This window comes from Streptomyces sp. NPDC000151 (assembly GCF_040301705.1).
Lineage (GTDB): Bacteria > Actinomycetota > Actinomycetes > Streptomycetales > Streptomycetaceae > Streptomyces.
This window is the reverse complement of sequence record NZ_JBEPFC010000024.1, coordinates 32843-53265: the sequence shown is the minus strand read 5'-3', so window position 1 is coordinate 53265 and position 20423 is coordinate 32843. Positions and strand designations below refer to the sequence as shown.

The following is a 20423-nucleotide window of genomic DNA, read 5'->3' as shown; positions in this document are numbered from 1 at the left end:
CGTAAAGCGACGTACTGAAGCGCGTCCGAGCGGCTGGGACCCCGCGGTTCCCAGCGCTCAGCGCCGTCGCGGCGCCAGGTCGGCGACCCGGCCGCCCTGCGGATCGGCGGTCAGTGGGGCCGAGCGCAGCTGTGGCGCTGCGCCGGGGCCCGCCGTCGGATGACTGCGGCGCTGGCCGGGCAGTGGTACCTCCCTTCTCGGCCCCCGGCGGTCGGCCGCCGGGGTGCCCTCCGCGCCTCCTTGGCCCTGGGCGGCCGCGGCCGCGGCCCCGCCGGCGACCGTGATCTGTACGCCCTGGTCGGCCAGGGCCTGCAGTTCGGTCGCGGCACGGTCGTCGTGGCCGGGCGGCTCGTCGGTCACCAGGCGGGTGATGACGTCGGTCGGCACGGTCTGGAACATGGTGTCCGTGCCGAGCTTGGTGTGGTCGGCGAGGACGACCACCTCGGCCGCCGCCTGCACCAGCGCTCTGTCGACGCTGGCGGAGAGCATGTTGGAGGTGGAGAGTCCGCGCTCGGCGGTCAGGCCGCTGCCCGACAGGAAGGCACGGGAGACCCGCAGCCCCTGGAGGGACTGCTCGGCGCCGCTGCCGACCAGCGCGTAGTTGGAGCCCCGGAGCGTGCCGCCGGTCATCACGACTTCGACGCGGTTGGCGTGCGCCAGGGCCTGGGCGACCAGCAGGGAGTTGGTCACCACGGTGAGGCCCGGTACCCGGGCGAGCCGGCGGGCCAGCTCCTGTGTGGTCGTCCCCGCGCCGACGACGATCGCCTCGCCTTCTTCGACGAAGCCCGCGGCGAGATCGGCGATGGCCGTCTTCTCCGCGGTTGCTAGATGGGATTTCTGCGGAAAGCCGGATTCGCGGGTGAAGCCACCCGGCAGCACCGCACCGCCGTGCCGGCGGTCGAGCAGTCCTTCTGCCTCCAGTGCCCGCACGTCCCGCCGTACGGTCACTTCTGAGGTCTGGACGACGCGGGCGAGCTCACGGAGCGAAACCGCTCCGTTCGCTCGCACCATTTCAAGGATCAATTGGCGACGTTCTGCAGCGAACACGAAACTGACAGTAACGCCAACGACCGTCTGTTTTCAGCAGGTTGCACCAATTATCGGAAGTTGTTCGTCTGCGACACCCGCGAGTGATATAGGGCGGGCGTCCGTGCGAACGTGTTCGCAACGGACGCCCGGCGTCACTCCCCGGCGGTCTTGCGCGTGTGCAACTGCCGTGCGACCTCGGCTATCGAGCCGGACAGCGAGGGGTAGACCGTGAAGGCGCTGGCGATCTGCTCCACCGTCAGATTGTTGTCGACCGCGATCGATATCGGATGAATCAGTTCGCTCGCGCGCGGTGATACGACCACACCGCCCACGACAATGCCCGTGCCGGGGCGGCAGAAGAGCTTGACGAAGCCGTCGCGGATGCCCTGCATCTTCGCGCGCGGGTTGCGCAGCAGCGGCAGCTTCACGACCCGGGCGTCGATCCTGCCGTTGTCGACGTCGGCCTGGCTGTAACCGACCGTGGCGATCTCCGGGTCGGTGAAGACGTTCGCGGAGACCGTCTTGAGGTTCAGCGGGGCCACCGCGTCGCCGAGGAAGTGGTACATCGCGATCCGGCCCTGCATGGCCGCGACGGAGGCGAGCGCGAAGACGCCGGTGCAGTCGCCGGCCGCGTACACGCCGGGCGCCGAGGTGCGGGAGACCTTGTCGGTCCAGATGTGGCCGGACTCCTTGAGCTTGACGCCGGCCTCTTCCAGGCCGACGCCCTCGGTGTTCGGGATCGAGCCGACGGCCATCAGGCAGTGCGTGCCGGAGATCGTCCGACCATCCGAAAGAGTGACCTCGACCCGGTCGCCGACCCGCTTGGCGGAGGCGGCGCGGGAGCGGGACATGACGTTCATGCCGCGGCGGCGGAAGACGTCCTCCAGGACGGCGGCGGCGTCCGGGTCCTCGCCCGGGAGCACGCGGTCGCGGGAGGAGACGAGGGTGACGTTGGAGCCGAGGGCCTGGTACGCGCCGGCGAACTCGGCACCGGTGACACCCGAGCCGACCACGATGAGCTCCTCGGGGAGCTCGTCCAGGTCGTAGACCTGCGTCCAGTTCAGGATGCGCTCGCCGTCGGGCTGCGCGTCGGGGATCTCGCGCGGGTGGGCGCCGGTCGCGACCAGTACGGCGTCGGCGGTGAGCGTCTCCTCCGTACCGTCGGCGGCGGTCACCGTGACCTTGCGGGAGCCGTCCACGGCCTGGCCCGGCTCCAGCCGGCCGCGGCCGCGCAGGACCCGGCCGCCGGCGCGGGTGACGGAGGCGGTGATGTCGTGGGACTGGGCGAGCGCGAGGCGCTTCACGCGGCGGTTGACCTTGCCGAGGTCCACGCCGACGACGCGCGCGGGGCGGTCGATGTGCGGGGTGTCGTCCTCGACGATGATGCCGAGCTCTTCGTACGACGAGTCGAAGGTGGTCATCACCTCGGCCGTCGCGATCAGCGTCTTCGAAGGCACGCAGTCGGTGAGCACCGATGCGCCGCCGAGGCCGTCGCAGTCGACGACGGTCACCTCCGCGCCGAGCTGGGCGCCCACCAGCGCCGCTTCGTAGCCGCCGGGTCCGCCACCGATGATCACGATCCGGGTCAAGGGGATTACGCCTCGCGCTCTCGTTTCCGGCCCACCCGGCGCGGTACCGGCCGGGGGTCCGGGGGTCGCCCCCCGGGGGGATGCAGTACGTACTCCATTGTCCCGCACGCCGCTCGCGCGCTCAGCGCGGGGGCCGCCGTATGGACCGCGGGCCTCATGACCGCAGGCCGGACGCGGTGGCCCCGGCGGATCCACGGGACGCGGCCCGCGCTCCCGTACCCTCTGAGCCATGTCGCTCTACGCCGCCTACGCCGGCAACCTCGACGCGCGGCTGATGTCCCGCCGCGCTCCCCACTCACCACTGCGCGGCACCGGCTGGCTGAACGGCTGGCGGCTCACGTTCGGCGGGGAGCAGATGGGCTGGGAGGGAGCGCTCGCCACGCTGGTGGAGGCACCGCGCTCCCAGGTCTTCGTCGCGCTGTACGACATCGCCCCCATGGACGAGGAGTCGATGGACCGCTGGGAGGGCGTCGGGATGGACATATACCGCCGGATGCGGGTGCGCGTGCACACCCTGGACGGCGACGAGGCGGCCTGGCTGTACGTCCTGAACGGGTACGAGGGCGGGCTGCCCTCCGCCCGGTACCTCGGTGAGATCGCCGACGCCGCGGAGTCGGCGGGCGCACCCCACGACTACGTCATGGAGCTGCGGAAACGGCCGTGCTGAGGGGCCGGCCGACGGCCCTCTCATAGGAAGCCACAACCGCTGCGCCGGAGGTCCGTGACGAGACACATCTACGCGCGTAGGCGATTACCGGCTACCCTCGTCCGCGTGAACGCATCAGTTACCCCGGACCTGGCGAGCGACCCGCGTACCGCCGCCACCGACGCCGCCGACCGCCTGCGCGAGCTGACCGGCGCCGAGACCCACGACGTTGCCCTGGTCATGGGCTCGGGCTGGGCCCCGGCCGCCGAGGCGCTGGGCGAGCCCGAGCACGAATTCCTCGTCACCGAACTGCCGGGCTTCCCGCCCCCGGCCGTGGAGGGCCACGGCGGCAAGATCCGCTCGTACGCCCTCGGCGACAAGCGCGCGCTGGTCTTCCTCGGCCGCACGCACTACTACGAGGGCCGCGGAGTGGCCGCCGTCTCGCACGGCGTCCGTACCGCCGTGGCCGCCGGCTGCAAGACGATCGTGCTCACCAACGGGTGCGGCGGCCTGCGCGAGGGCATGCGCCCCGGCCAGCCGGTCCTCATCAGCGACCACCTGAACCTCACCGCCACCTCCCCCATCGTCGGCGCGAACTTCGTCGACCTGACCGACCTGTACTCGCCGCGGCTGCGCGCGCTGTGCAAGGAGGTCGACCCGACCCTGGAAGAGGGCGTGTACGCCCAGTTCCCCGGGCCGCACTACGAGACCCCCGCCGAGATCCGGATGATCCGCACGCTGGGCGCCGATCTGGTCGGCATGTCCACCGTCCTGGAGGCCATCGCCGCACGTGAGGCGGGTGCCGAGGTGCTGGGCCTGTCCCTGGTGACCAACCTCGCCGCGGGCATGACCGGCGAGCCGCTCAACCACGAAGAGGTGCTCCAGGCCGGCCGCGACTCCGCGACCCGCATGGGCAGCCTGCTCGGCCAGGTGCTGGGCAAGATCTGACCCGGCGGCACGGAACCGGCCAGGAAGCGGCCGGTTCCCGCCGTTCGCGCCGGGCGCGGGGTATGGGTTACGAGCCGGGACACGCGCCGTCCCCGTACCGCCTGGGCACGCGCCGTCCCCGTACACCGGGACACGCGCCGTCCCCGTGCACCCGGGCACGCGCCGCACGCGCGCGCCCGGGTCCGCAGCGTCCGGGAACCGGCACGTGCGCCCCGGGAAGGGAACCAGGGCGTACGCCGGCCCGTCCGTAAGGCACGCGCACGCCCCGGTCCCGTACCGCACCCGTACCGCACCCACAGGCACCCCTCACGCACCCACAGGCAGGAGCATCACCGTGGCAACCGTCCCCGAGGAGCTGGCCGGCCGGGCGAAGGTCTGGCTGGCCGAGGACCCCGACCCGGAGACCCGCGAAGAGCTGGCCAAGCTCATCGAGACCGAGGACACCGACGCGCTGGCGGAGCGGTTCGCCGGCACCCTGCAGTTCGGCACCGCGGGGCTCCGCGGCGAGCTGGGCGCGGGCCCGATGCGGATGAACCGCGCCGTCGTCATCCGCGCCGCGGCCGGGCTGGCCGCGTACCTCAAGGACCAGGGCCAGGGCGACGGCCTGGTCGTCATCGGCTACGACGCGCGCCACAAGAGCGCCGACTTCGCGCGGGACACCGCCGCGGTGATGGTCGGCGCGGGCCTGAAGGCCGCGCTGCTGCCCCGCCCGCTGCCCACGCCCGTGCTCGCCTTCGCGATCCGGCACCTGGGCGCCGTGGCCGGCGTCGAGGTCACCGCCAGCCACAACCCGCCCCGCGACAACGGCTACAAGGTCTACCTCGGCGACGGCTCGCAGATCGTGCCGCCCGCCGACGGCGAGATCGCCGCCCGCATCGCCGCGGTCGGCCCGCTCACCGGCGTGGCGCGCCCGGAGCGCGGCTGGGACGTGCTCGGCGAAAACGTCCTGGAGGCCTACCTGGCCCGTACGGAGGCGGTGCTGACCCCCGGCTCGCCCCGTGACACCCGCGTCGTCTACACGCCGATGCACGGCGTCGGCCGCGATGTCCTCGTGGCGGCGTTCGAGCGGGCCGGGTTCCCGGCGCCGGTCGTGGTGGCCGAGCAGGGCGACCCCGACCCGGACTTCCCGACGGTCGCGTTCCCCAACCCCGAGGAGCCGGGGGCGATGGACCTGGCCTTCGAGGCGGCCCGTACGGCCGCGCAGGCCCCCGACATCGTCATCGCCAACGACCCGGACGCGGACCGCTGCGCCGTCGCCGTACCGGCCCCGGGGACGCCCTCGGGCTGGCGGATGCTGCGCGGTGACGAGGTCGGCGCGCTGCTCGCCGCCCATGTGGTCGGCACGGGCGCGCAGGGCACGCTCGCCACGACGATCGTCTCCTCCTCGCTGCTCTCCCGAATCGCCGCGGCGGCCGGCCTGCCGTACACCGAGACGCTGACCGGCTTCAAGTGGCTGGCCCGCGTCGACGGCCTGCGGTACGCCTTCGAGGAGGCGCTGGGCTACGCGGTGGACCCGGCCGGGGTGCGGGACAAGGACGGCATCACGGCGGCGCTGCTGATCACCGAGCTCGCGGCCGTCCTCAAGCGGGACGGGCGCACGCTGACCGACCTGCTGGACGACCTGGCCGTGGAGCACGGGCTGCACGCCACGGACCAGCTCTCCGTACGCGTCGAGGACCTGTCCGTCATCGCCGACGCGATGCGCCGGCTGCGCGAGCAGCCGCCGGCCGCGCTCGGCGGGCTCGCGGTGGCCGCGGCCGAGGACCTGTCGCGGGGGACGGAGACGCTGCCGCCGACCGACGGCCTGCGGTACACGCTCTCCGGCGCGGGCTCCGTCGCCGCGGGGCGCGTCGTCGTCCGGCCCAGCGGCACCGAGCCGAAGCTGAAGTGCTACCTGGAGGCCGTGGTACCGGTCGCGTCGCGGGAGGGGCTCCCGGACGCGCGGGTCGCGGCGGATGCCGCGCTGGCCTCGGTGAAGGCCGACCTGTCGGCGGCCGCCGGCCTCTGATCGCCCTGGGGGCGGGCCTCCGGGCCCGCCCCATCAGGGGCGCGGGGAACTGCGCGACCAGCCACAACGGCGCGGCACCCGGCGTCCGGGCCGCACCGCCCACCCCCGGATCCGGCCCTCAGGCGCCGGACAGGCTGGATTTTCGCGCCTACAGCGCGACCAGCACCGCCAGCCCGACCCCGCCGACCACGATCGGCGCGATGACCTCGTAAGCCCAGCGGACCGTGACGGCCCCCTGCGCACCCTCGCCGGAGGCGTACCGCTCGCACAGCTCCCGCAGCTCGTCCAGCGACCGGTCCGCCGAAGCCCGCCGCACCTCGGCCGGCTCGGCGCCGGGCCCCGCGGCCCCGGCCTTCGCCGACGCGCGGTTCGCCCGCTTGCGCTGCCGCAGCGAGACCGGGATCGACCACAGCTGGTACTTCTTCTCGCCCGCGAGCACCTCGCAGGAGAAGGACGCGCGCAGGGCGTCCACCGCGGCCCAGGGCAGCACGATCGTGCGGAAGGGGTTCCGTACGGTGAGCCGGTCCTCGTTCGCGCGGACCACGGGACGCAGCGTGTACGCGGTCACCAGCGGCACGGCGAACAGCAGCCCGGCCACCGCCAGCAGGCGGGTGTGCGCGCTGCCGCGCACCAGCGCGTCGATGCCCAGCCAGGCGAGCAGCGCGAGCAGCAGGACGCCGCCGACCAGGGCAGCGGGCGACCGGTAGCTGCGGTCCGCGTAGGGCTGCGCGGGGGTTGTGGAGGAGTTGTCCGGGCTCGTCATAGGGGCGATTGTGCCCGAGAGTCCGGCATTCGGACGTTGCGGTCCGGCATCGATGCGCGGCTTCGGGCGGGGCGCCGGGAATTCCGCGGTTCCACCCGGAGGGGTGACGCATCACTACGCGCGTAGATATGCTCCCCTCGTGACCATGCCCACCACTGTTCCCGCATACGGCAAAGAGGCCGCGGGGCGTCTGGCGACGATGGCGGACGTGACCGCCGACGACCGGGCGCTGCGCCGCTTCCTGCACGGACTCCCGGGCGTCGACGCGGTAGGGCTCCAGGCCCGCGCCGCCGCGCTCGGCACCCGCTCGATCAAGAACACGGCGAAGGCGTACGCCATCGACCTCGCCATCTCGATGATCGACCTGACGACGCTCGAAGGAGCGGACACCCCGGGCAAGGTCCGGGCCCTGTGCGCCAAGGGCGTCAGCCCCGACCCCACGGACCGCACCGTGCCGCAGGTCGCCGCGATCTGCGTCTACCCGGACATGGTGGCGACGGCCAAGGACGCGCTCGGCGCCTCCGGTGTGCACGTCGCCTCCGTGGCCACCGCGTTCCCCGCGGGCCGCGCCGCGCTGCCGGTGAAGCTCGCCGACACCCGGGACGCGGTCGCGGCCGGCGCCGACGAGATCGACATGGTGATCGACCGGGGCGCGTTCCTCTCCGGCCGGTACCTGGACGTCTTCGAGGAGATCCGGGCCGTCAAGGAGGCGTGCGTCCGCGCGGACGGCAGCGCGGCGCACCTCAAGGTCATCTTCGAGACCGGCGAGCTCCAGACGTACGACAACGTCCGCCGCGTCTCCTGGCTCGCGATGCTCGCGGGCGCCGACTTCATCAAGACCTCCACCGGCAAGGTCGGCGTGAACGCCACTCCCCCGGTGACCCTGCTGATGCTGGAGGCCGTACGCGACTTCCACGCGCAGCTCGGGGTACAGGTCGGGGTGAAGCCGGCCGGCGGCATCCGCACGTCCAAGGACGCGATCAAGTACCTGGTCATGGTCAACGAGACGCTCGGCGAGGAGTGGCTGACCGCCGACTGGTTCCGCTTCGGCGCGTCCAGCCTCCTCAACGACCTGCTGATGCAGCGCCAGAAGCTCGGCACCGGCCGCTACTCCGGCCCCGACTACGTGACGGTGGACTGAGACCCCATGGCATTCGAAAAGCAGACTTTCGCGTACGCGCCGGCGCCGGAGTCGCGCGCGGTCGTCGACATCGCGCCGAGTTACGGCCTGTTCATCGACGGCGAGTTCACCGAGGCCGCCGACGGCAAGGTCTTCAAGACCGTCTCGCCCGCGAACGAGGAGGTGCTCTCCGAGGTCGCGCAGGCCGGGACCGCCGACGTCGAGCGCGCCGTGAAGGCGGCGCGCAAGGCGTTCGAGAAGTGGTCGGCACTGCCCGGCACCGAGCGCGCCAAGTACCTCTTCCGGATCGCGCGGCTGATCCAGGAGCGCTCGCGCGAGCTGGCGGTGCTGGAGTCGCTGGACAACGGCAAGCCGATCAAGGAGTCGCGCGACTCCGACCTGCCGCTGGTCGCCGCGCACTTCTTCTACTACGCGGGCTGGGCCGACAAGCTCGGCCACGCGGGCCTCGGCCCGGACCCGCGGCCGTTGGGCGTCGCGGGCCAGGTCATCCCCTGGAACTTCCCCCTGCTGATGCTGGCGTGGAAGATCGCCCCGGCGCTGGCCTGCGGCAACACGGTCGTGCTGAAGCCCGCCGAGACCACCCCGCTCTCCGCCCTGTTCTTCGCGGACATCTGCCGCCAGGCGGGCCTGCCCAAGGGCGTCGTCAACATCCTGACCGGCGACGGCTCGACCGGAGCCGAGCTGGTCGCCCACCCGGGCATCGGCAAGGTGGCCTTCACCGGCTCCACCGAGGTCGGCAAGGCCATCGCCCGCACGGTCGCGGGGACGGACAAGAAGCTCACCCTGGAGCTGGGCGGCAAGGCCGCGAACATCGTCTTCGACGACGCGCCGATCGACCAGGCCGTCGAGGGCATCGTCAACGGGATCTTCTTCAACCAGGGGCATGTGTGCTGCGCCGGGTCCCGGCTGCTGGTGCAGGAGTCCGTCCAGGACGAGGTGCTGGACGCGCTCAAGCGCCGGATGCAGACCCTGCGCGTCGGCGACCCGCTGGACAAGAACACCGACATCGGCGCGATCAACTCCGCCGAGCAGCTCGGCCGCATCAAGGAACTGGCCGCCGCGGGCGAGGCCGAGGGCGCCGAGCGCTGGGCGCCGGCCTGCGAACTGCCCGGTGAGGGGTACTGGTTCGCGCCGACCCTGTTCACCGGCGTCACGCAGGCACACCGCATCGCCCGCGAGGAGATCTTCGGCCCGGTACTGTCGGTACTGACCTTCCGTACGCCGGAGGAGGCCGTGGCCAAGGCGAACAACACGCCGTACGGCCTGTCGGCGGGCATCTGGACCGAGAAGGGCTCCCGCAGCCTGTGGACCGCGGGCAAGCTGCGCGCGGGCGTCGTCTGGTCCAACACGTTCAACAAGTTCGACCCGGCCTCGCCGTTCGGCGGCTACAAGGAGTCGGGCTTCGGCCGCGAGGGCGGCCGGCACGGTCTGGAGGCGTACCTCAATGTCTGATCGGCTGAGCGTCTTCAAGACCTACAAGCTGTACGTCGGGGGCAAGTTCCCCCGGTCCGAGAGCGGGCGGGTGTACGAGGTGACGGACGCAAAGGGGAAGTGGCTGGCCAACGCCCCGCTCGCCTCCCGCAAGGACGCCCGGGACGCGGTCGTCGCGGCGCGCAAGGCGTTCGGCGGCTGGTCGGGCGCCACCGCGTACAACCGCGGGCAAATCCTGTACCGGATCGCCGAGATGCTGGAGGGCCGCCGCGAGCAGTTCGTCGCGGAGGTCGCCGACGCCGAGGGCCTGTCGAAGTCCAAGGCGTCGGCGCAGGTGGACGCGGCCATCGACCGGTGGGTCTGGTACGCGGGCTGGTCCGACAAGATCGCCCAGGTCGCGGGCGGCGCCAACCCGGTCGCGGGCCCGTACTTCAACCTCTCCACGCCGGAGCCGACCGGCGTGGTGGCCGTACTGGCGCCGCAGGAGTCCTCGTTCCTGGGGCTGGTGTCGGTGCTCGCGCCGGCGATCGTCACCGGTAACACCGTCGTGGCGGTCGCGAGCGAGAAGGCGCCGCTGCCGGCCCTGTCGCTGGCCGAGGTGCTGGCCACCTCCGACCTGCCGGGCGGCGTGGTGAACGTACTGTCGGGCCGTACCGCGGAGATCGCCGGGCCGCTGGCCGCGCACCAGGACGTCAACGCGATCGACCTCGCGGGCGTGTCCGGCGACGCGGCGGAGGCGACCGCGCTGGAAACCGCCGCGGCCGACAACCTCAAGCGCGTCCTGCGTCCACAGGCTGTGGATTGGGCCGCCGACCCGGGCACCGGCCGGATGCTGGCCTTCCTGGAGACCAAGACGGTGTGGCACCCGATGGGCGTCTGAGGACGCCGCACGGCGCACGCGAGGGCGCCCGCAGCCGTACGTACGGACGGCTGCGGGCGCCCTGCGCGTATACGGGGCGTCCTACCCCGGCAGGGCCTGCGTCAGCGTGCCCACGACGGGCAGCTGGCCCAGCGAAGCGCCGCTGGTCAGCGGGGCGGTCAGCACCGCCGTGCTGATCGGCTTGAAGTCGGCGATCTGGGTGCCGACGGCGTTGTCCAGCGGGTCGGTGCCGGTGCCGGCGAGGGGGTTCAGGCGGAGGTTCTTGACCGTGCCCAGGCCGCTGCTGGTGGCCTGCTGCAGCGCGCCGACCGTGGAGCTCGTGGCCGCCCGGATGTCCTCCAGGCTCGCCGGGTCGGACTTCCCGTCGGCGGCGGAAGCGGTCGAGGCGCCGGCGGCGAGTGCGGCGCCCGCCACGGACACCGCCAGCCCGGCGCGCAGCAACAGCCCGCGCGCGGTGCGGACATGGTGGGGAGGACGTGCGTGAGAGGCCATGAGCACCTGCCTGTGGATCGCGTGGCGGCGGCGATGCCGACCGCCGCACCGCCGCCGGTGTCCTGATCGTGCGTAATGGGTCGGATGCGCAGCGTAGTTGACGGATGTGTCCACATTCCACCTTGTGCGGCTGGGGTAGCTCACACGGGCGAATGCGGGACAATGGGTGCCCGTGAGCTTTCTCCTCGGTGCACCGTACGCGCGCGTCGTCCTGCTGACCGGCCCCTCCGGCTCCGGAAAGTCCTCCCTCGCCGCCCGCACGGGACTGCCCGTGCTGCGCCTGGACGACTTCTACAAGGAGGCCACGGACGCCTCCCTGCCGCAGCTCCCGGACGGCGGCGGCGCCGACTGGGACTCGCCGCTGTCGTGGGACGCGGCCGCCGCGCTCGCGGCCGTCGAGGAGCTGTGCCGTACGGGCCGCACGGCCGTCCCCGACTACGACATCGCCAGCAGCTCCCGGGTCGGCGAGGGCAAGCTGGAGCTGGCGGGGGCGCCGCTCTTCATCGCCGAGGGCATCTTCGCCGCGGAGATCGTCGCGGACTGCCGGGCGGCGGGCGTACTGGCCGACGCGCTGTGTCTGCGCGGCAGGGCCACCACGACCTTCCGGCGGCGGCTGCTGCGGGACCTGCGCGAGGCCCGCAAGCCCGCGGGGTATCTGGTGCGCCGGGGGCTGCGGCTGCTGCGCGCCGAGCGGTCGGTGGTGGCGCGGCAGACCGCGCTGGGCGCGTACGCCTGCGCGAAGCCGGAGGCGCTGGCGCGGATAGCGGCGGCGGCCCCCGGCCCCCGTACGCCCGCGCCCCGGGAAACCGGCCGGACAGCATGAAGAAGCGGGAATCGGCAGACCCCCCGGCTGCCGGTTCCCGCTCCCTCTTCCCCCGTGCCTCCCCCGTTTTCCCGGCCCCCCTCGGGCCGGCCCCTCAGGCCACCAGCGCGCCGAAGGACTCCTCCTGGTCGCGGCCGAAGCTGAGGACGTCGTCCTCGCGCAGCCGCCGCAGCGAACGCCAGATGCTCGACTTCACCGTGCCGACGCTGATGTTCAGTATGTCGGCGATCTCCGGGTCCGTCCGGCCCTCGTAGTAGCGCAGGACGAGCATCGTGCGCTGGGTCTCGGGCAGCTTGGCCAGCGCCTGCCACAGCACGGCGCGCAGCTCGGTGCCGCGCATCGCGTCGTGGTCGCCGGCCGTCTCCGGCAGTTCCTCGGTGGGGTACTCGTTGAGCTTCCGCCGACGCCAGGCACTGATGTGCAGGTTGGTCATCGTGCGGCGCAGGTACCCGCCGACCGCCCCCTTGTCGCTGATCCGGTCCCACGCCCGGTAGGTCGAGAACAGCGCGCTCTGCAGCAGGTCCTCGGCCTCGAAGCGGTCACCGGTCAGGTGGTAGGCGGTGGCGTACAGGGAGGCGCGGCGCTCCTGGACGTAGGCGGTGAACTCGGCTTCGCTGTCCACGGCCTCCGACGCGGGGCTCCGTTCCCCCGTGGCCTCCCCGTACGCGTTTCCCCCGTCGCTTCCCCCGTTGGTTCCCCCCACGACGGTGTCAACGGCCTCGACCGGCGTCACGAAGAACGCGGCCTGGCGCTGACGCCCGGTGCCGCGAGCGCACCCCCGCCCGATCGCGGCACCGGACTTCTCCCCGGCCCTTACGACATCGTGAAGCCGCGTGATTACTGCGCTGTTGGCGGTGCTGTGCAGTGTGTTCATCTCGCGCCCCCCGTCGGTAGAGCCGGCTCGTTCAGCTGCTTGCCGGGCCGTCTTCCCCACCCGGTGACAGAAACTCTGCCGCGGCAGTTTCATCGCGGTGTCCGCCGACTGTCACAGCCCTGTCACAGGGGGCCGCGCGAGGTTCACAGCGCCCGCTTCGGGCGTACGCCGGGGCGGGTGGGGCGGCTGCGCGGAGGGGCGGGGGACGCCGCCGGTCGAAGTCCGGCCGCGCCATGCGCCAGAATGGCGCACGTGCCTTTCCTGTTGCTGATCGAGGACGACGACGCCATCCGCACGGCCCTCGAACTCTCGCTGTCGCGCCAGGGTCACCGTGTGGTGACCGCGGCGACGGGCGAGGACGGCCTGAAACTGCTGCGCGAGCAGCGCCCCGACCTGATCGTCCTGGACGTGATGCTGCCGGGGATCGACGGTTTCGAGGTGTGCCGGCGGATCCGCCGTACGGACCAACTGCCCATCATCCTGCTGACCGCGCGCAACGACGACATCGATGTGGTCGTCGGACTGGAGTCCGGTGCCGACGACTATGTCGTCAAGCCGGTGCAGGGGCGGGTGCTGGACGCCCGCATCCGGGCGGTGCTGCGCCGCGGCGAACGCGAGTCGAGCGACTCGGCGACGTTCGGGTCGCTGGTCATCGACCGTTCGGCGATGACCGTCACGAAGAACGGCGAGGACCTGCAACTGACGCCGACCGAGCTGCGGTTGCTGTTGGAGCTGAGCCGCCGGCCCGGGCAGGCGCTGTCCAGACAGCAGCTGCTCCGCCTGGTGTGGGAGCACGACTACCTCGGCGACTCGCGCCTGGTGGACGCGTGCGTGCAGCGGCTGCGCGCCAAGGTGGAGGACGTGCCGTCCTCGCCGACGCTGATCCGCACGGTCCGCGGGGTCGGTTACCGGCTGGACACCCCGCAGTGAGCGAACCGGCCCCGGGCCGGCTGCGCGGTGTCGCCTCGGGCCTGCTGCGCTGGACGAGCCTGCGGCTGCGCCTGGTCGTGGTCTTCGCGCTGGTGGCGCTGACCGCCGCGGTCTCGGCGTCCGGCATCGCGTACTGGCTCAACCGCAACACCGTGCTGGACCGCACGCAGAACGCCGCGCTGAAGGACTTCCGCACCCAGCTCGCGGAGCGCACGCGGTCCCTGCCGCTCCATCCGGCCTGCGAGGAACTGCGGGACGCCGCACGCCAGATGGCCGCCGGGCCGCAGAACTACGCGGTGCTGCTGATCGCGGAGGACAGCGAGGGCAAGCCCTGCGCGGCCACCACCGACAAGGACCTGCTCAACCTCACGACCGTGCCGAAGACGCTGCAGAAGGCCGTGGAGCAGCGCCGGCCGGTCGACGCGTCGAACAAGGCGCCGCACCACCTGTACTGGCAGCGGCAGGAGATCGACGACGGCCCGTACTTCGTGGCCGGGGCAAAGATGATCGGCGGCGGCCCGACCGGTTACATGCTGAAGTCGCTGGCCACCGAGCGGCAGGACCTCAACTCCCTGGCGTGGTCGCTGGGGGTGGCGACGCTGCTCGCGCTGGTCGGCTCGGCGCTGCTGGCGCAGGCCGCCGCGACGACCGTGCTGCGGCCCGTGCAGCGGCTCGGCACGGCCGCGCGCGAGCTGGGCGAGGGCAAGCTGGACACCCGGCTGCGGGTGACCGGCACCGACGAGCTGGCCGATCTCTCCCGTACGTTCAACCGGACCGCCGAGCGGCTGCAGCAGCGGGTGGAGGAGCTGAGCGCCCGGGAGGCGTCCTCGCGGCGGTTCGTCGCGGACATGTCGCACGAGCTGCGGACGCCGCTGACCGCGATCACGGCCGTGACGGAGGTCCTGGAGGACGAGGCCGACTCGCTGGACCCGATGATCGCGCCCGCTGTGCAGCTGGTGGTCAGCGAGACCCGGCGGCTGAACGACCTGGTGGAGAACTTGATGGAGGTCACCCGCTTCGACGCGGGGACGGCGCGGCTGGTCCTGGACGACGTGGACGTCGCCGACCAGGTGACCGCGTGCATCGACGCGCGGGCCTGGCTGGACGCGGTGGAGCTGGACGCCGAGCGCAGCATCATGGCGCGGCTGGACCCGCGCCGCCTCGACGTGATCCTGGCGAACCTCATCGGCAACGCGCTCAAGCACGGTGGCTCGCCGGTGCGGGTATCGATCCGTACCGAGGGCGAGTGGCTGCTCATGCGCGTGAGCGATCACGGGCCCGGCATCCCGGAAGAGGTGCTGCCGCACGTCTTCGACCGGTTCTACAAGGCCAGCGCCTCCCGGCCGCGCTCGGAGGGCTCGGGCCTCGGCCTGTCCATCGCCATGGAGAACGCGCACATCCACGGCGGCGAGATCACCGCCGCCAACTCCGAAGAGGGCGGCGCGGTCTTCACGCTGCGGCTCCCGAGGGACGCCTCGCGGCTCGCGTCCGCCGAGCGCAAGCAGCCGGACGGCGACGGCGGCTCGGCGTCGGAGGGCGAGCGATGAGGCGGGCCACGAGGCGGCAGGCCCGGCGGGCCGCCGCTGCCCTGGCGCTGCTCCTGGCCGCCGCCGGCTGCGGCATCCGCGGCACGTCGGTGCCGGTGGACGCGGGCGGCGCGCCCTCGCGGGTGAGCTGCCGGGCCGAGGAGCCGGCCGGGGTGCCCGAGGTGCCGGTCGGCGACCCGGTCACGATCTACCTGGTGTGCGGCTCGGGACTGGTCCCGGTGGAGCGGACCGTGTCGCTGCCCAAGGGCGGTACGTCCGAGGACCGGCCGGAGGTGGCCCGTACGCTCCTGAACGAGCTGCGGCAGCGGCCCGCGCCCGGCGAGGAGGACGCGGGCTTCGACACCGCGGTACCGGACGATCTGACGGTGTCCGGGCCGCGCGCGGGCGACCCGGACGACGCGCTGCGGCTGAACGTCCGCCCCGAGGACCTGCCGTCGTTCGCGCTCGCACAGCTGGTGTGCACGTACGGGACGCGGCTGCCGGTGGACGGGAAGCGGGCCGCCGTGCTCGGCGGCCCGGACACCGCGGCCCCCCGCCACTACAGCTGCTCCGACGCCGTCCTGCGCCACCCCGACATCGCCCGGCACGCCGACTGGGGCAGCCCGGTGCCGGCCCCGGACGGGGCGGACGGGGCGGACGGGAAGGGCTGATCCCCGGTCCCGGACCGGTTCCCACTGTGACCACCCGCACGGAACCGCCGCCGCCGGTCGTGGCGTCTGGTCCGGTGTGCAGCGTCATGACTCCGGCGGGGCCGGGCTCCGTATGCGCGCCGCGGGCTTCGTCCTCCTTCTGGCGCACCTGTCGATCGTCTACTCCGTGATGCTGCGCCCACGCGCGGTGCCCTGGGTACCCGCGGCCAATCTCCGGCCACTGGAGACGATCCGTGCCGCGCTGGCGCTGGGGCCCTGGGAGGCCGTGCACCAGCTGGGCGGCGCGGTGCTGCTGATGGCGCCGCTGGGCGTGCTGCTGCCGCTCGCGGGCGGCCGGCTGACCGCCTCGGCGCTGGGGTCCTTCACCCGTACGGTCTTCACGGGCGCGATGATCGCGTTCGCCGTCGCGGTGCTGCAGGGCACGGTGCCGGGGCGGGTGCCGGACGTGGACGTGGTGCTGCTGAACACGCTGGGGGTGGCGCTGGCGCACCTGGTGGTCGTCCCTGTGGTCAGGGCCCGGCTCCGCCGTCGGGAGTACGCGGGGGTGGCCACTACCCCGACGATCCCCAGGGTCGGTATCGCTCCGCAGGCCGACGTCCTGTCCGGCTCGCGGACCTAGCGTGGAGCTATCGGGTCGCACCGGAAGCGGACCCGGAAACCGAGCAAGGAGTCGAGCCCCATGGCCGCCGCACTGGTCCGCCCCCGCAACAACAGGATGATCGCCGGAGTCTGCGCGGGCCTGGCCCGGCGCTTCGGCACGACCCCCACCACGATGCGCGTGATCTTCGTGCTGTCGTGTCTGCTGCCCGGCCCGCAGTTCCTCGTCTACCTCGCGCTGTGGATCTTCCTGCCGGCGGAGAAGAAGTACAACGAAGCCTGGTGATCCGGTACGGCGAAGACTGGTGATCCACCGCGCACAGCCGCGCCCCGGTCCGTACGGATGACGTACGGGCCGGGGCGCGGTGCGTGGCGGCGTCTCAGCCGCCGAGGGGGAGGCCGCCGCCCAGCCCCTTGGTGACGCCGCCGGCCGGCAGTCCGCCGAGGAGGTTCCCCTTGGCGTTCGTGGTGCTCTTGGTGCCGCCGTCGTCGGAGGACGGCGCCACCTGACCGGTGAGACCCTGCAGCGGGCCGCTGGCGGCACCGGTGACCGGCTCGGCGGGAGAAGCGGCGGAGGCGGTGCCGGCCGCGGTGGCGGCGAAGGCCGCTCCGAGGGCCGCGGCACCGATGATCTTGACGGTTCCCTGCTTCATCAACTTTTGTCCTCGTGACGGGGTTTTGTCCGGCACTTGACGCTAAAGACATGATCGCCCAAGCCGCAAACATCCCACATGCCCGGTTCGCCGCCTCGGCGGACGTCCCGAACTCCCCGCCCCAGCGCCTCACTCAGCGTCAGTACGCCCTGCTCACACGGACGCCGTGGTGCCCTTCGGAAAGAGCCATTCCGACTTCAGTTCGGCATAACCGGGCTTGATCACGTCGTTGATCATGGCCAGACGTTCATCAAAAGGAAGGAAGGCGCTCTTCATCCCATTGACGGTGAACCACTGCATGTCGTCGAACGTGTACTGGAACGTCCTGACCAGGTGCTCGAATTCGCGCGACATGCTCGTGCCGCTCATCAAGCGGTTGTCCGTGTTGACCGTGAGCCGGAACTGCAGCCGGCGCAGCAGCCCGATCGGGTGCTCGGCGTACGAACTGGCCGCGCCGGTCTGGAGGTTCGAGGTCGGGCACATCTCCAGCGGGATGCGCTTGTCGCGCACGTACGACGCCAGCCGGCCCAGCTTCACGCCGCCGTCGTCGTCGACCTGGATGTCGTCGATGATCCGCACGCCGTGCCCGAGCCGGTCGGCGCCGCACCACTGCAGCGCCTGCCAGATGGAGGGCAGCCCGAACGCCTCGCCCGCGTGGATCGTGAAGTGGTTGTTCTCCCGCTTGAGGTACTCGAACGCGTCCAGGTGGCGGGTGGGCGGGTAGCCGGCCTCGGCGCCCGCGATGTCGAAGCCGACCACGCCCAGGTCGCGGTAGCGGTTGGCCAGTTCGGCGATCTCCAGGGCGCGCGCCGCGTGCCGCATCGCGGTGAGCAGCGCGCCGACGCGGATGCGGTGGCCGTTGGCCCGCGCCCGCCGCTCGCCCTCCCGGAAGCCCTCGTTGACCGCCTCGACGACCTCTTCGAGGGTCAGCCCCTTCTCCAGGTGCTGCTCGGGCGCGTACCGGATCTCGGCGTAGACGACGCCGTCGGCGGCCAGGTCCTCGGCGCACTCGGCGGCCACCCTGGCCAGCGCGTCGCGGGTCTGCATGACGGCGCAGGTGTGCGCGAAGGTCTCCAGATAGCGCTCCAGCGAGCCGGAGTCGGCGGCCTCGCGGAACCAGATGCCGAGCTTCTCGGGATCCGTCTCGGGCAGGCCGTCGTACCCGGTCTCGCGGGCGAGTTCGACGATCGTGGCGGGGCGCAGGCCGCCGTCGAGGTGGTCGTGGAGCAGCACCTTCGGCGCGCGGCGGATCTGCTCTGCGGTCGGGAGATGGGTGGTCTGGCTCGTCATTGCGGCACTGTAGCCCCTACGCGCGTAGAACGCACTAGCGATTCAGCCCCTTCTGGGCGGGCTTCGAGCCACCGGGGTACGGCTCGCGGCCGGGCGCCTCCGGGCGCGCCCGGCCGCCCGTGCCACCGATACGGAACAGTGACCCGTACACGGGGTAGGCCACCGACCCCCCGTCTGCCATCGTTCTGCCCATGGATGGGCAATCGTTGTCCGGGCGTACGGCCCGGCTGGGGAAACGACTGGGAGCGGGTACGGGGCAGGCGGGCGGCGCGGTGAACGCGGTCGCCCTCTTACTCCCCGAGGGCGGCGAGACCGGCACCGGGCGCCCCTCGCCGGTGGCCACGCTGACGGCCCGCGCGCTGGCCGCCGGCCTGGCGCGGGCCGGCCGCGGGGACGGGCTGACCACCCACGTCCTGCGCTTCCGCTGCCGCGGCTGGAACGGCGACGCGGCGCACCCCGCGCGGGACGCGGAGTGGGCGGTGGCCGAGGTCGTCCGCCGCTACGGCGACGTCCCGGTCTGCCTGGTCGGTACGGGCACGGGCGCCCGCGCGGCGCTCCTCGCCGCCGGCCACCCGGCGGTCAACTCCGTCCTGGGCATCGCCCCCTGGCTCCCGGCCGGCCCGGACGCCACCCCGCCCGACCCGGTCAAACAGCTCGTCGGCCGCCGCGTCCTGCTCGTACACGGCACCAACGACGAACGCATCGACCCCGACCTGTCCTACCGCTACGCCGAACGCGCCAAGAAGATCAACCGCGACACCTGCCGCTTCGAGGTCCACTCCGACGGCCACGGCCTCCACCAGCACCGCTCCGAAGTCCGCTCGCTCACCGCCGACTTCGTCCTCGGCTCCCTCTTCCACCGCGCCTACTCCCGCCCCGTCCAGGACGCCATGGCCGCACCCCCGCCCCTCGGCCTCCGCATGCCCCTGGCAGCGGGCTTCGGGGCTTCGCTGGGGGTGTGAGCCGGCTCGGGTCGGACTGTCAGTGGGGCGCGGTAGCTTCGGGAGCAGTGTGGCGGAGGTGGGGGAGGGGCCTCGTCACCGGGCTCCCGGGGGCTGCCCCTTGTGGGGAGAGGGAGGGGCCCTGCCAGGAAACAGGCGAGCCGCCCCGCCCTCAGTGCAGCAACTGCCCCCGGCGGCTGAGGAGGAACTTCTTGAACGCGGCCACCGGGGGTGTGTCGACGTGGCCGTCGAGCCAGGCGACGCCGATCTCGCGGACGGCGCGCGGGGCTGTGACGGTCAGTTCGACGACGCCCGGTCGCGGGACCGGCGGGGGCGGCAGCAGGGCGACGCCCAGGCCCGCGGCGACCAGGCCGCGCAGCGTCTCGGCCTCCTCGCCCTCGAAGGCGACCTTCGGGGTGAAGCCGGCCTCGGCGCACAGCGCGTCGGTGATGCGGCGCAGCCCGAAGCCCTCTTCGAGGGTCACGAACAGCTCGTCGGCGGCCTCGGCGAGCCGGATGCGCTTGCGGGTGGCGAGGGGGTGGTCGTCGGGGACGACCAGGCGCAGCTTTTGTTCGTCCAGGCGGCGGGCGACCAGCTCGGGCGCGTCGGGGACCGGCGAGGTCAGGCAGAGGTCCAGATCGCCCGCGCGCAGCCGGTCGAGCATGGCCTCGCCGAAGCCCTGGATCAGCTGGAAGCGGACCTGGGGATGGTCGGCGCGGAAGGTCCGGATCAGGCCCGGTACGGTCTCGGAGCCGAGGGTGTGCAGGAAGCCGAAGGCGACCTTGCCGGCGGCCGGGTCGGCGTCGGCGCGTACGGACTCGGCGGCCCGCTCGATGTCGGTCAGCGCGCGCTCGACGGAGCCGAGGAAGGCGCGGCCGGCCGGGCTGAGGGAGAGCGTGCGGCCGTGCCGCGCGAAGAGCGCGACACCCAGCTCCTCCTCCAGGCGGACGATCGCGCGGCTGAGGGTCGGCTGCGGCATGCCCAGTTCGTACGCGGCGCGGGTCACGTGCTCGTGCCGCGCCACCGCCTCGAACTGGGCGAGGCGGGGCGCCAGTGCCAGCGCCCAGGACGAATCGAGGGTGTCTTTTCTGTTGCGAACCTGCAACAGGGGGCGCTGTGAGCTGTGATCATGCCGCATGGCATCGATTATCGCGTTTCTATGCATTGGACGCATGAAACGCGCCGCCGTAC

21 protein-coding genes are annotated in these 20423 nt (G+C 72.7%); 13 read left to right on the top strand and 8 right to left on the bottom strand.

The window, feature by feature from the left end:
• Positions 1-57 precede the first annotated feature (57 nt).
• Together ABT381_RS10795 and ABT381_RS10790 are read right to left on the bottom strand one after the other, a co-directional pair.
• Positions 58-1047, bottom strand: a complete 990-nt coding sequence (locus ABT381_RS10795) for a DeoR/GlpR family DNA-binding transcription regulator (protein WP_351590913.1) — start codon at positions 1045-1047, stop codon at positions 58-60.
• 134 nt (positions 1048-1181) lie between these two features.
• Entirely contained in the window at positions 1182-2618 is a 1437-nt protein-coding gene (locus ABT381_RS10790; protein WP_351590910.1) for an NAD(P)H-quinone dehydrogenase, read from the bottom strand.
• 229 nt (positions 2619-2847) lie between these two features.
• On the opposite strand from ABT381_RS10790, the gene ABT381_RS10785 reads away from it, so the two are divergent.
• The 3 genes from ABT381_RS10785 to ABT381_RS10775 all read left to right on the top strand — a co-directional run bounded on the left by ABT381_RS10785 (position 2848) and on the right by ABT381_RS10775 (position 6220).
• Positions 2848-3285, top strand: a complete 438-nt coding sequence (locus tag ABT381_RS10785) for a gamma-glutamylcyclotransferase family protein (protein WP_030254019.1) — start codon at positions 2848-2850, stop codon at positions 3283-3285.
• Between the two features lie 105 nt (positions 3286-3390).
• Positions 3391-4212, top strand: coding sequence for a purine-nucleoside phosphorylase (locus tag ABT381_RS10780; RefSeq protein WP_351590906.1), 822 nt, complete (start codon positions 3391-3393; stop codon positions 4210-4212).
• Positions 4213-4546: 334 nt separating this feature from the next.
• Complete coding sequence (locus ABT381_RS10775; RefSeq protein WP_351590903.1) at positions 4547-6220, top strand: phospho-sugar mutase; 1674 nt, start codon at positions 4547-4549, stop codon at positions 6218-6220.
• Positions 6221-6368: 148 nt separating this feature from the next.
• On the opposite strand, the gene ABT381_RS10770 is transcribed toward ABT381_RS10775, so the two are convergent.
• Positions 6369-6983 (bottom strand): PH domain-containing protein, encoded by a 615-nt coding sequence (locus tag ABT381_RS10770; RefSeq protein WP_351590901.1) that lies wholly within the window; start codon positions 6981-6983, stop codon positions 6369-6371.
• Between the two features lie 145 nt (positions 6984-7128).
• On the opposite strand from ABT381_RS10770, the gene deoC reads away from it, so the two are divergent.
• The 3 genes from deoC to ABT381_RS10755 are packed head-to-tail and all read left to right on the top strand — an operon-like array spanning position 7129 to position 10435.
• Positions 7129-8124 (top strand): deoxyribose-phosphate aldolase, encoded by a 996-nt coding sequence (gene deoC, locus ABT381_RS10765; RefSeq protein ID WP_351590898.1) that lies wholly within the window; start codon positions 7129-7131, stop codon positions 8122-8124.
• Between the two features lie 6 nt (positions 8125-8130).
• Positions 8131-9576 (top strand): aldehyde dehydrogenase family protein, encoded by a 1446-nt coding sequence (locus ABT381_RS10760; RefSeq protein WP_351590896.1) that lies wholly within the window; start codon positions 8131-8133, stop codon positions 9574-9576.
• Positions 9569-10435 (top strand): aldehyde dehydrogenase family protein, encoded by an 867-nt coding sequence (locus ABT381_RS10755; protein ID WP_351590894.1) that lies wholly within the window; start codon positions 9569-9571, stop codon positions 10433-10435. The genes ABT381_RS10760 and ABT381_RS10755 overlap by 8 nt, the downstream gene beginning before the upstream one ends.
• Positions 10436-10516: 81 nt before the next feature.
• On the opposite strand, the gene ABT381_RS10750 is transcribed toward ABT381_RS10755, so the two are convergent.
• The gene (locus ABT381_RS10750) at positions 10517-10927 is read right to left on the bottom strand and encodes a hypothetical protein (RefSeq protein WP_351590892.1); all 411 of its coding nucleotides are present in this window, start codon (positions 10925-10927) and stop codon (positions 10517-10519) included.
• Positions 10928-11099: 172 nt separating this feature from the next.
• Between ABT381_RS10750 and ABT381_RS10745 the strand changes: the two genes are divergently transcribed.
• Entirely contained in the window at positions 11100-11750 is a 651-nt protein-coding gene (locus ABT381_RS10745) for a uridine kinase family protein (RefSeq protein ID WP_351590889.1), read from the top strand.
• A gap of 94 nt (positions 11751-11844) precedes the next feature.
• On the opposite strand, the gene ABT381_RS10740 is transcribed toward ABT381_RS10745, so the two are convergent.
• Positions 11845-12624 carry a SigE family RNA polymerase sigma factor gene (locus tag ABT381_RS10740; protein WP_351590886.1) on the bottom strand — a complete coding sequence of 260 codons (780 nt, stop codon included), beginning with the start codon at positions 12622-12624 and terminating at the stop codon, positions 11845-11847.
• A gap of 252 nt (positions 12625-12876) precedes the next feature.
• On the opposite strand from ABT381_RS10740, the gene afsQ1 reads away from it, so the two are divergent.
• From afsQ1 to ABT381_RS10715, 5 genes are all read left to right on the top strand, one after another.
• On the top strand, positions 12877-13554 hold the full coding sequence (afsQ1, locus tag ABT381_RS10735; protein WP_131124765.1) for a two-component system response regulator AfsQ1: 678 nt from the start codon (positions 12877-12879) through the stop codon (positions 13552-13554).
• Positions 13452-15101 carry a sensor histidine kinase gene (locus tag ABT381_RS10730; protein WP_467754445.1) on the top strand — a complete coding sequence of 550 codons (1650 nt, stop codon included), beginning with the start codon at positions 13452-13454 and terminating at the stop codon, positions 15099-15101. Before afsQ1 ends, ABT381_RS10730 begins: the two co-directional genes overlap by 103 nt.
• Complete coding sequence (locus ABT381_RS10725; RefSeq protein ID WP_351590879.1) at positions 15098-15751, top strand: hypothetical protein; 654 nt, start codon at positions 15098-15100, stop codon at positions 15749-15751. The genes ABT381_RS10730 and ABT381_RS10725 overlap by 4 nt, the downstream gene beginning before the upstream one ends.
• Before the next feature lie 76 nt (positions 15752-15827).
• Entirely contained in the window at positions 15828-16370 is a 543-nt protein-coding gene (locus ABT381_RS10720) for a VanZ family protein (RefSeq protein ID WP_467754446.1), read from the top strand.
• 60 nt (positions 16371-16430) lie between these two features.
• A complete protein-coding gene (locus ABT381_RS10715) occupies positions 16431-16634 on the top strand; it encodes a PspC domain-containing protein (protein WP_351590876.1) in 204 nt (67 codons plus the stop codon).
• 94 nt (positions 16635-16728) lie between these two features.
• On the opposite strand, the gene ABT381_RS10710 is transcribed toward ABT381_RS10715, so the two are convergent.
• Positions 16729-17001 (bottom strand): hypothetical protein, encoded by a 273-nt coding sequence (locus ABT381_RS10710; protein ID WP_351590873.1) that lies wholly within the window; start codon positions 16999-17001, stop codon positions 16729-16731.
• 153 nt (positions 17002-17154) lie between these two features.
• On the bottom strand, positions 17155-18291 hold the full coding sequence (locus ABT381_RS10705; RefSeq protein ID WP_351590870.1) for an adenosine deaminase: 1137 nt from the start codon (positions 18289-18291) through the stop codon (positions 17155-17157).
• A gap of 191 nt (positions 18292-18482) precedes the next feature.
• On the opposite strand from ABT381_RS10705, the gene ABT381_RS10700 reads away from it, so the two are divergent.
• Positions 18483-19253, top strand: a complete 771-nt coding sequence (locus tag ABT381_RS10700; RefSeq protein WP_351590867.1) for an alpha/beta hydrolase — start codon at positions 18483-18485, stop codon at positions 19251-19253.
• 151 nt (positions 19254-19404) lie between these two features.
• On the opposite strand, the gene ABT381_RS10695 is transcribed toward ABT381_RS10700, so the two are convergent.
• On the bottom strand, positions 19405-20370 hold the full coding sequence (locus ABT381_RS10695) for a LysR family transcriptional regulator (protein ID WP_351590864.1): 966 nt from the start codon (positions 20368-20370) through the stop codon (positions 19405-19407).
• Positions 20371-20423: the final 53 nt, after the last annotated feature.

Bases quoted from the DNA above. Each gene is read 5' to 3' on its own strand.
- ABT381_RS10785 (WP_030254019.1), top strand. From the start codon at position 2,848: ATGTCGCTCTACGCCGCCTACGCCGGCAACCTCGACGCGCGGCTGATG.
- ABT381_RS10770 (WP_351590901.1), bottom strand. From the start codon at position 6,983: ATGACGAGCCCGGACAACTCCTCCACAACCCCCGCGCAGCCCTACGCG.
- deoC (WP_351590898.1), top strand. From the start codon at position 7,129: ATGCCCACCACTGTTCCCGCATACGGCAAAGAGGCCGCGGGGCGTCTG.
- ABT381_RS10760 (WP_351590896.1), top strand. From the start codon at position 8,131: ATGGCATTCGAAAAGCAGACTTTCGCGTACGCGCCGGCGCCGGAGTCG.
- ABT381_RS10755 (WP_351590894.1), top strand. From the start codon at position 9,569: ATGTCTGATCGGCTGAGCGTCTTCAAGACCTACAAGCTGTACGTCGGG.
- ABT381_RS10750 (WP_351590892.1), bottom strand. From the start codon at position 10,927: ATGGCCTCTCACGCACGTCCTCCCCACCATGTCCGCACCGCGCGCGGG.
- ABT381_RS10740 (WP_351590886.1), bottom strand. From the start codon at position 12,624: ATGAACACACTGCACAGCACCGCCAACAGCGCAGTAATCACGCGGCTT.
- ABT381_RS10725 (WP_351590879.1), top strand. From the start codon at position 15,098: ATGAGGCGGGCCACGAGGCGGCAGGCCCGGCGGGCCGCCGCTGCCCTG.
- ABT381_RS10715 (WP_351590876.1), top strand. From the start codon at position 16,431: ATGGCCGCCGCACTGGTCCGCCCCCGCAACAACAGGATGATCGCCGGA.
- ABT381_RS10710 (WP_351590873.1), bottom strand. From the start codon at position 17,001: ATGAAGCAGGGAACCGTCAAGATCATCGGTGCCGCGGCCCTCGGAGCG.
- ABT381_RS10705 (WP_351590870.1), bottom strand. From the start codon at position 18,291: ATGACGAGCCAGACCACCCATCTCCCGACCGCAGAGCAGATCCGCCGC.
- ABT381_RS10700 (WP_351590867.1), top strand. From the start codon at position 18,483: ATGGATGGGCAATCGTTGTCCGGGCGTACGGCCCGGCTGGGGAAACGA.
- ABT381_RS10695 (WP_351590864.1), bottom strand. From the start codon at position 20,370: ATGCGGCATGATCACAGCTCACAGCGCCCCCTGTTGCAGGTTCGCAAC.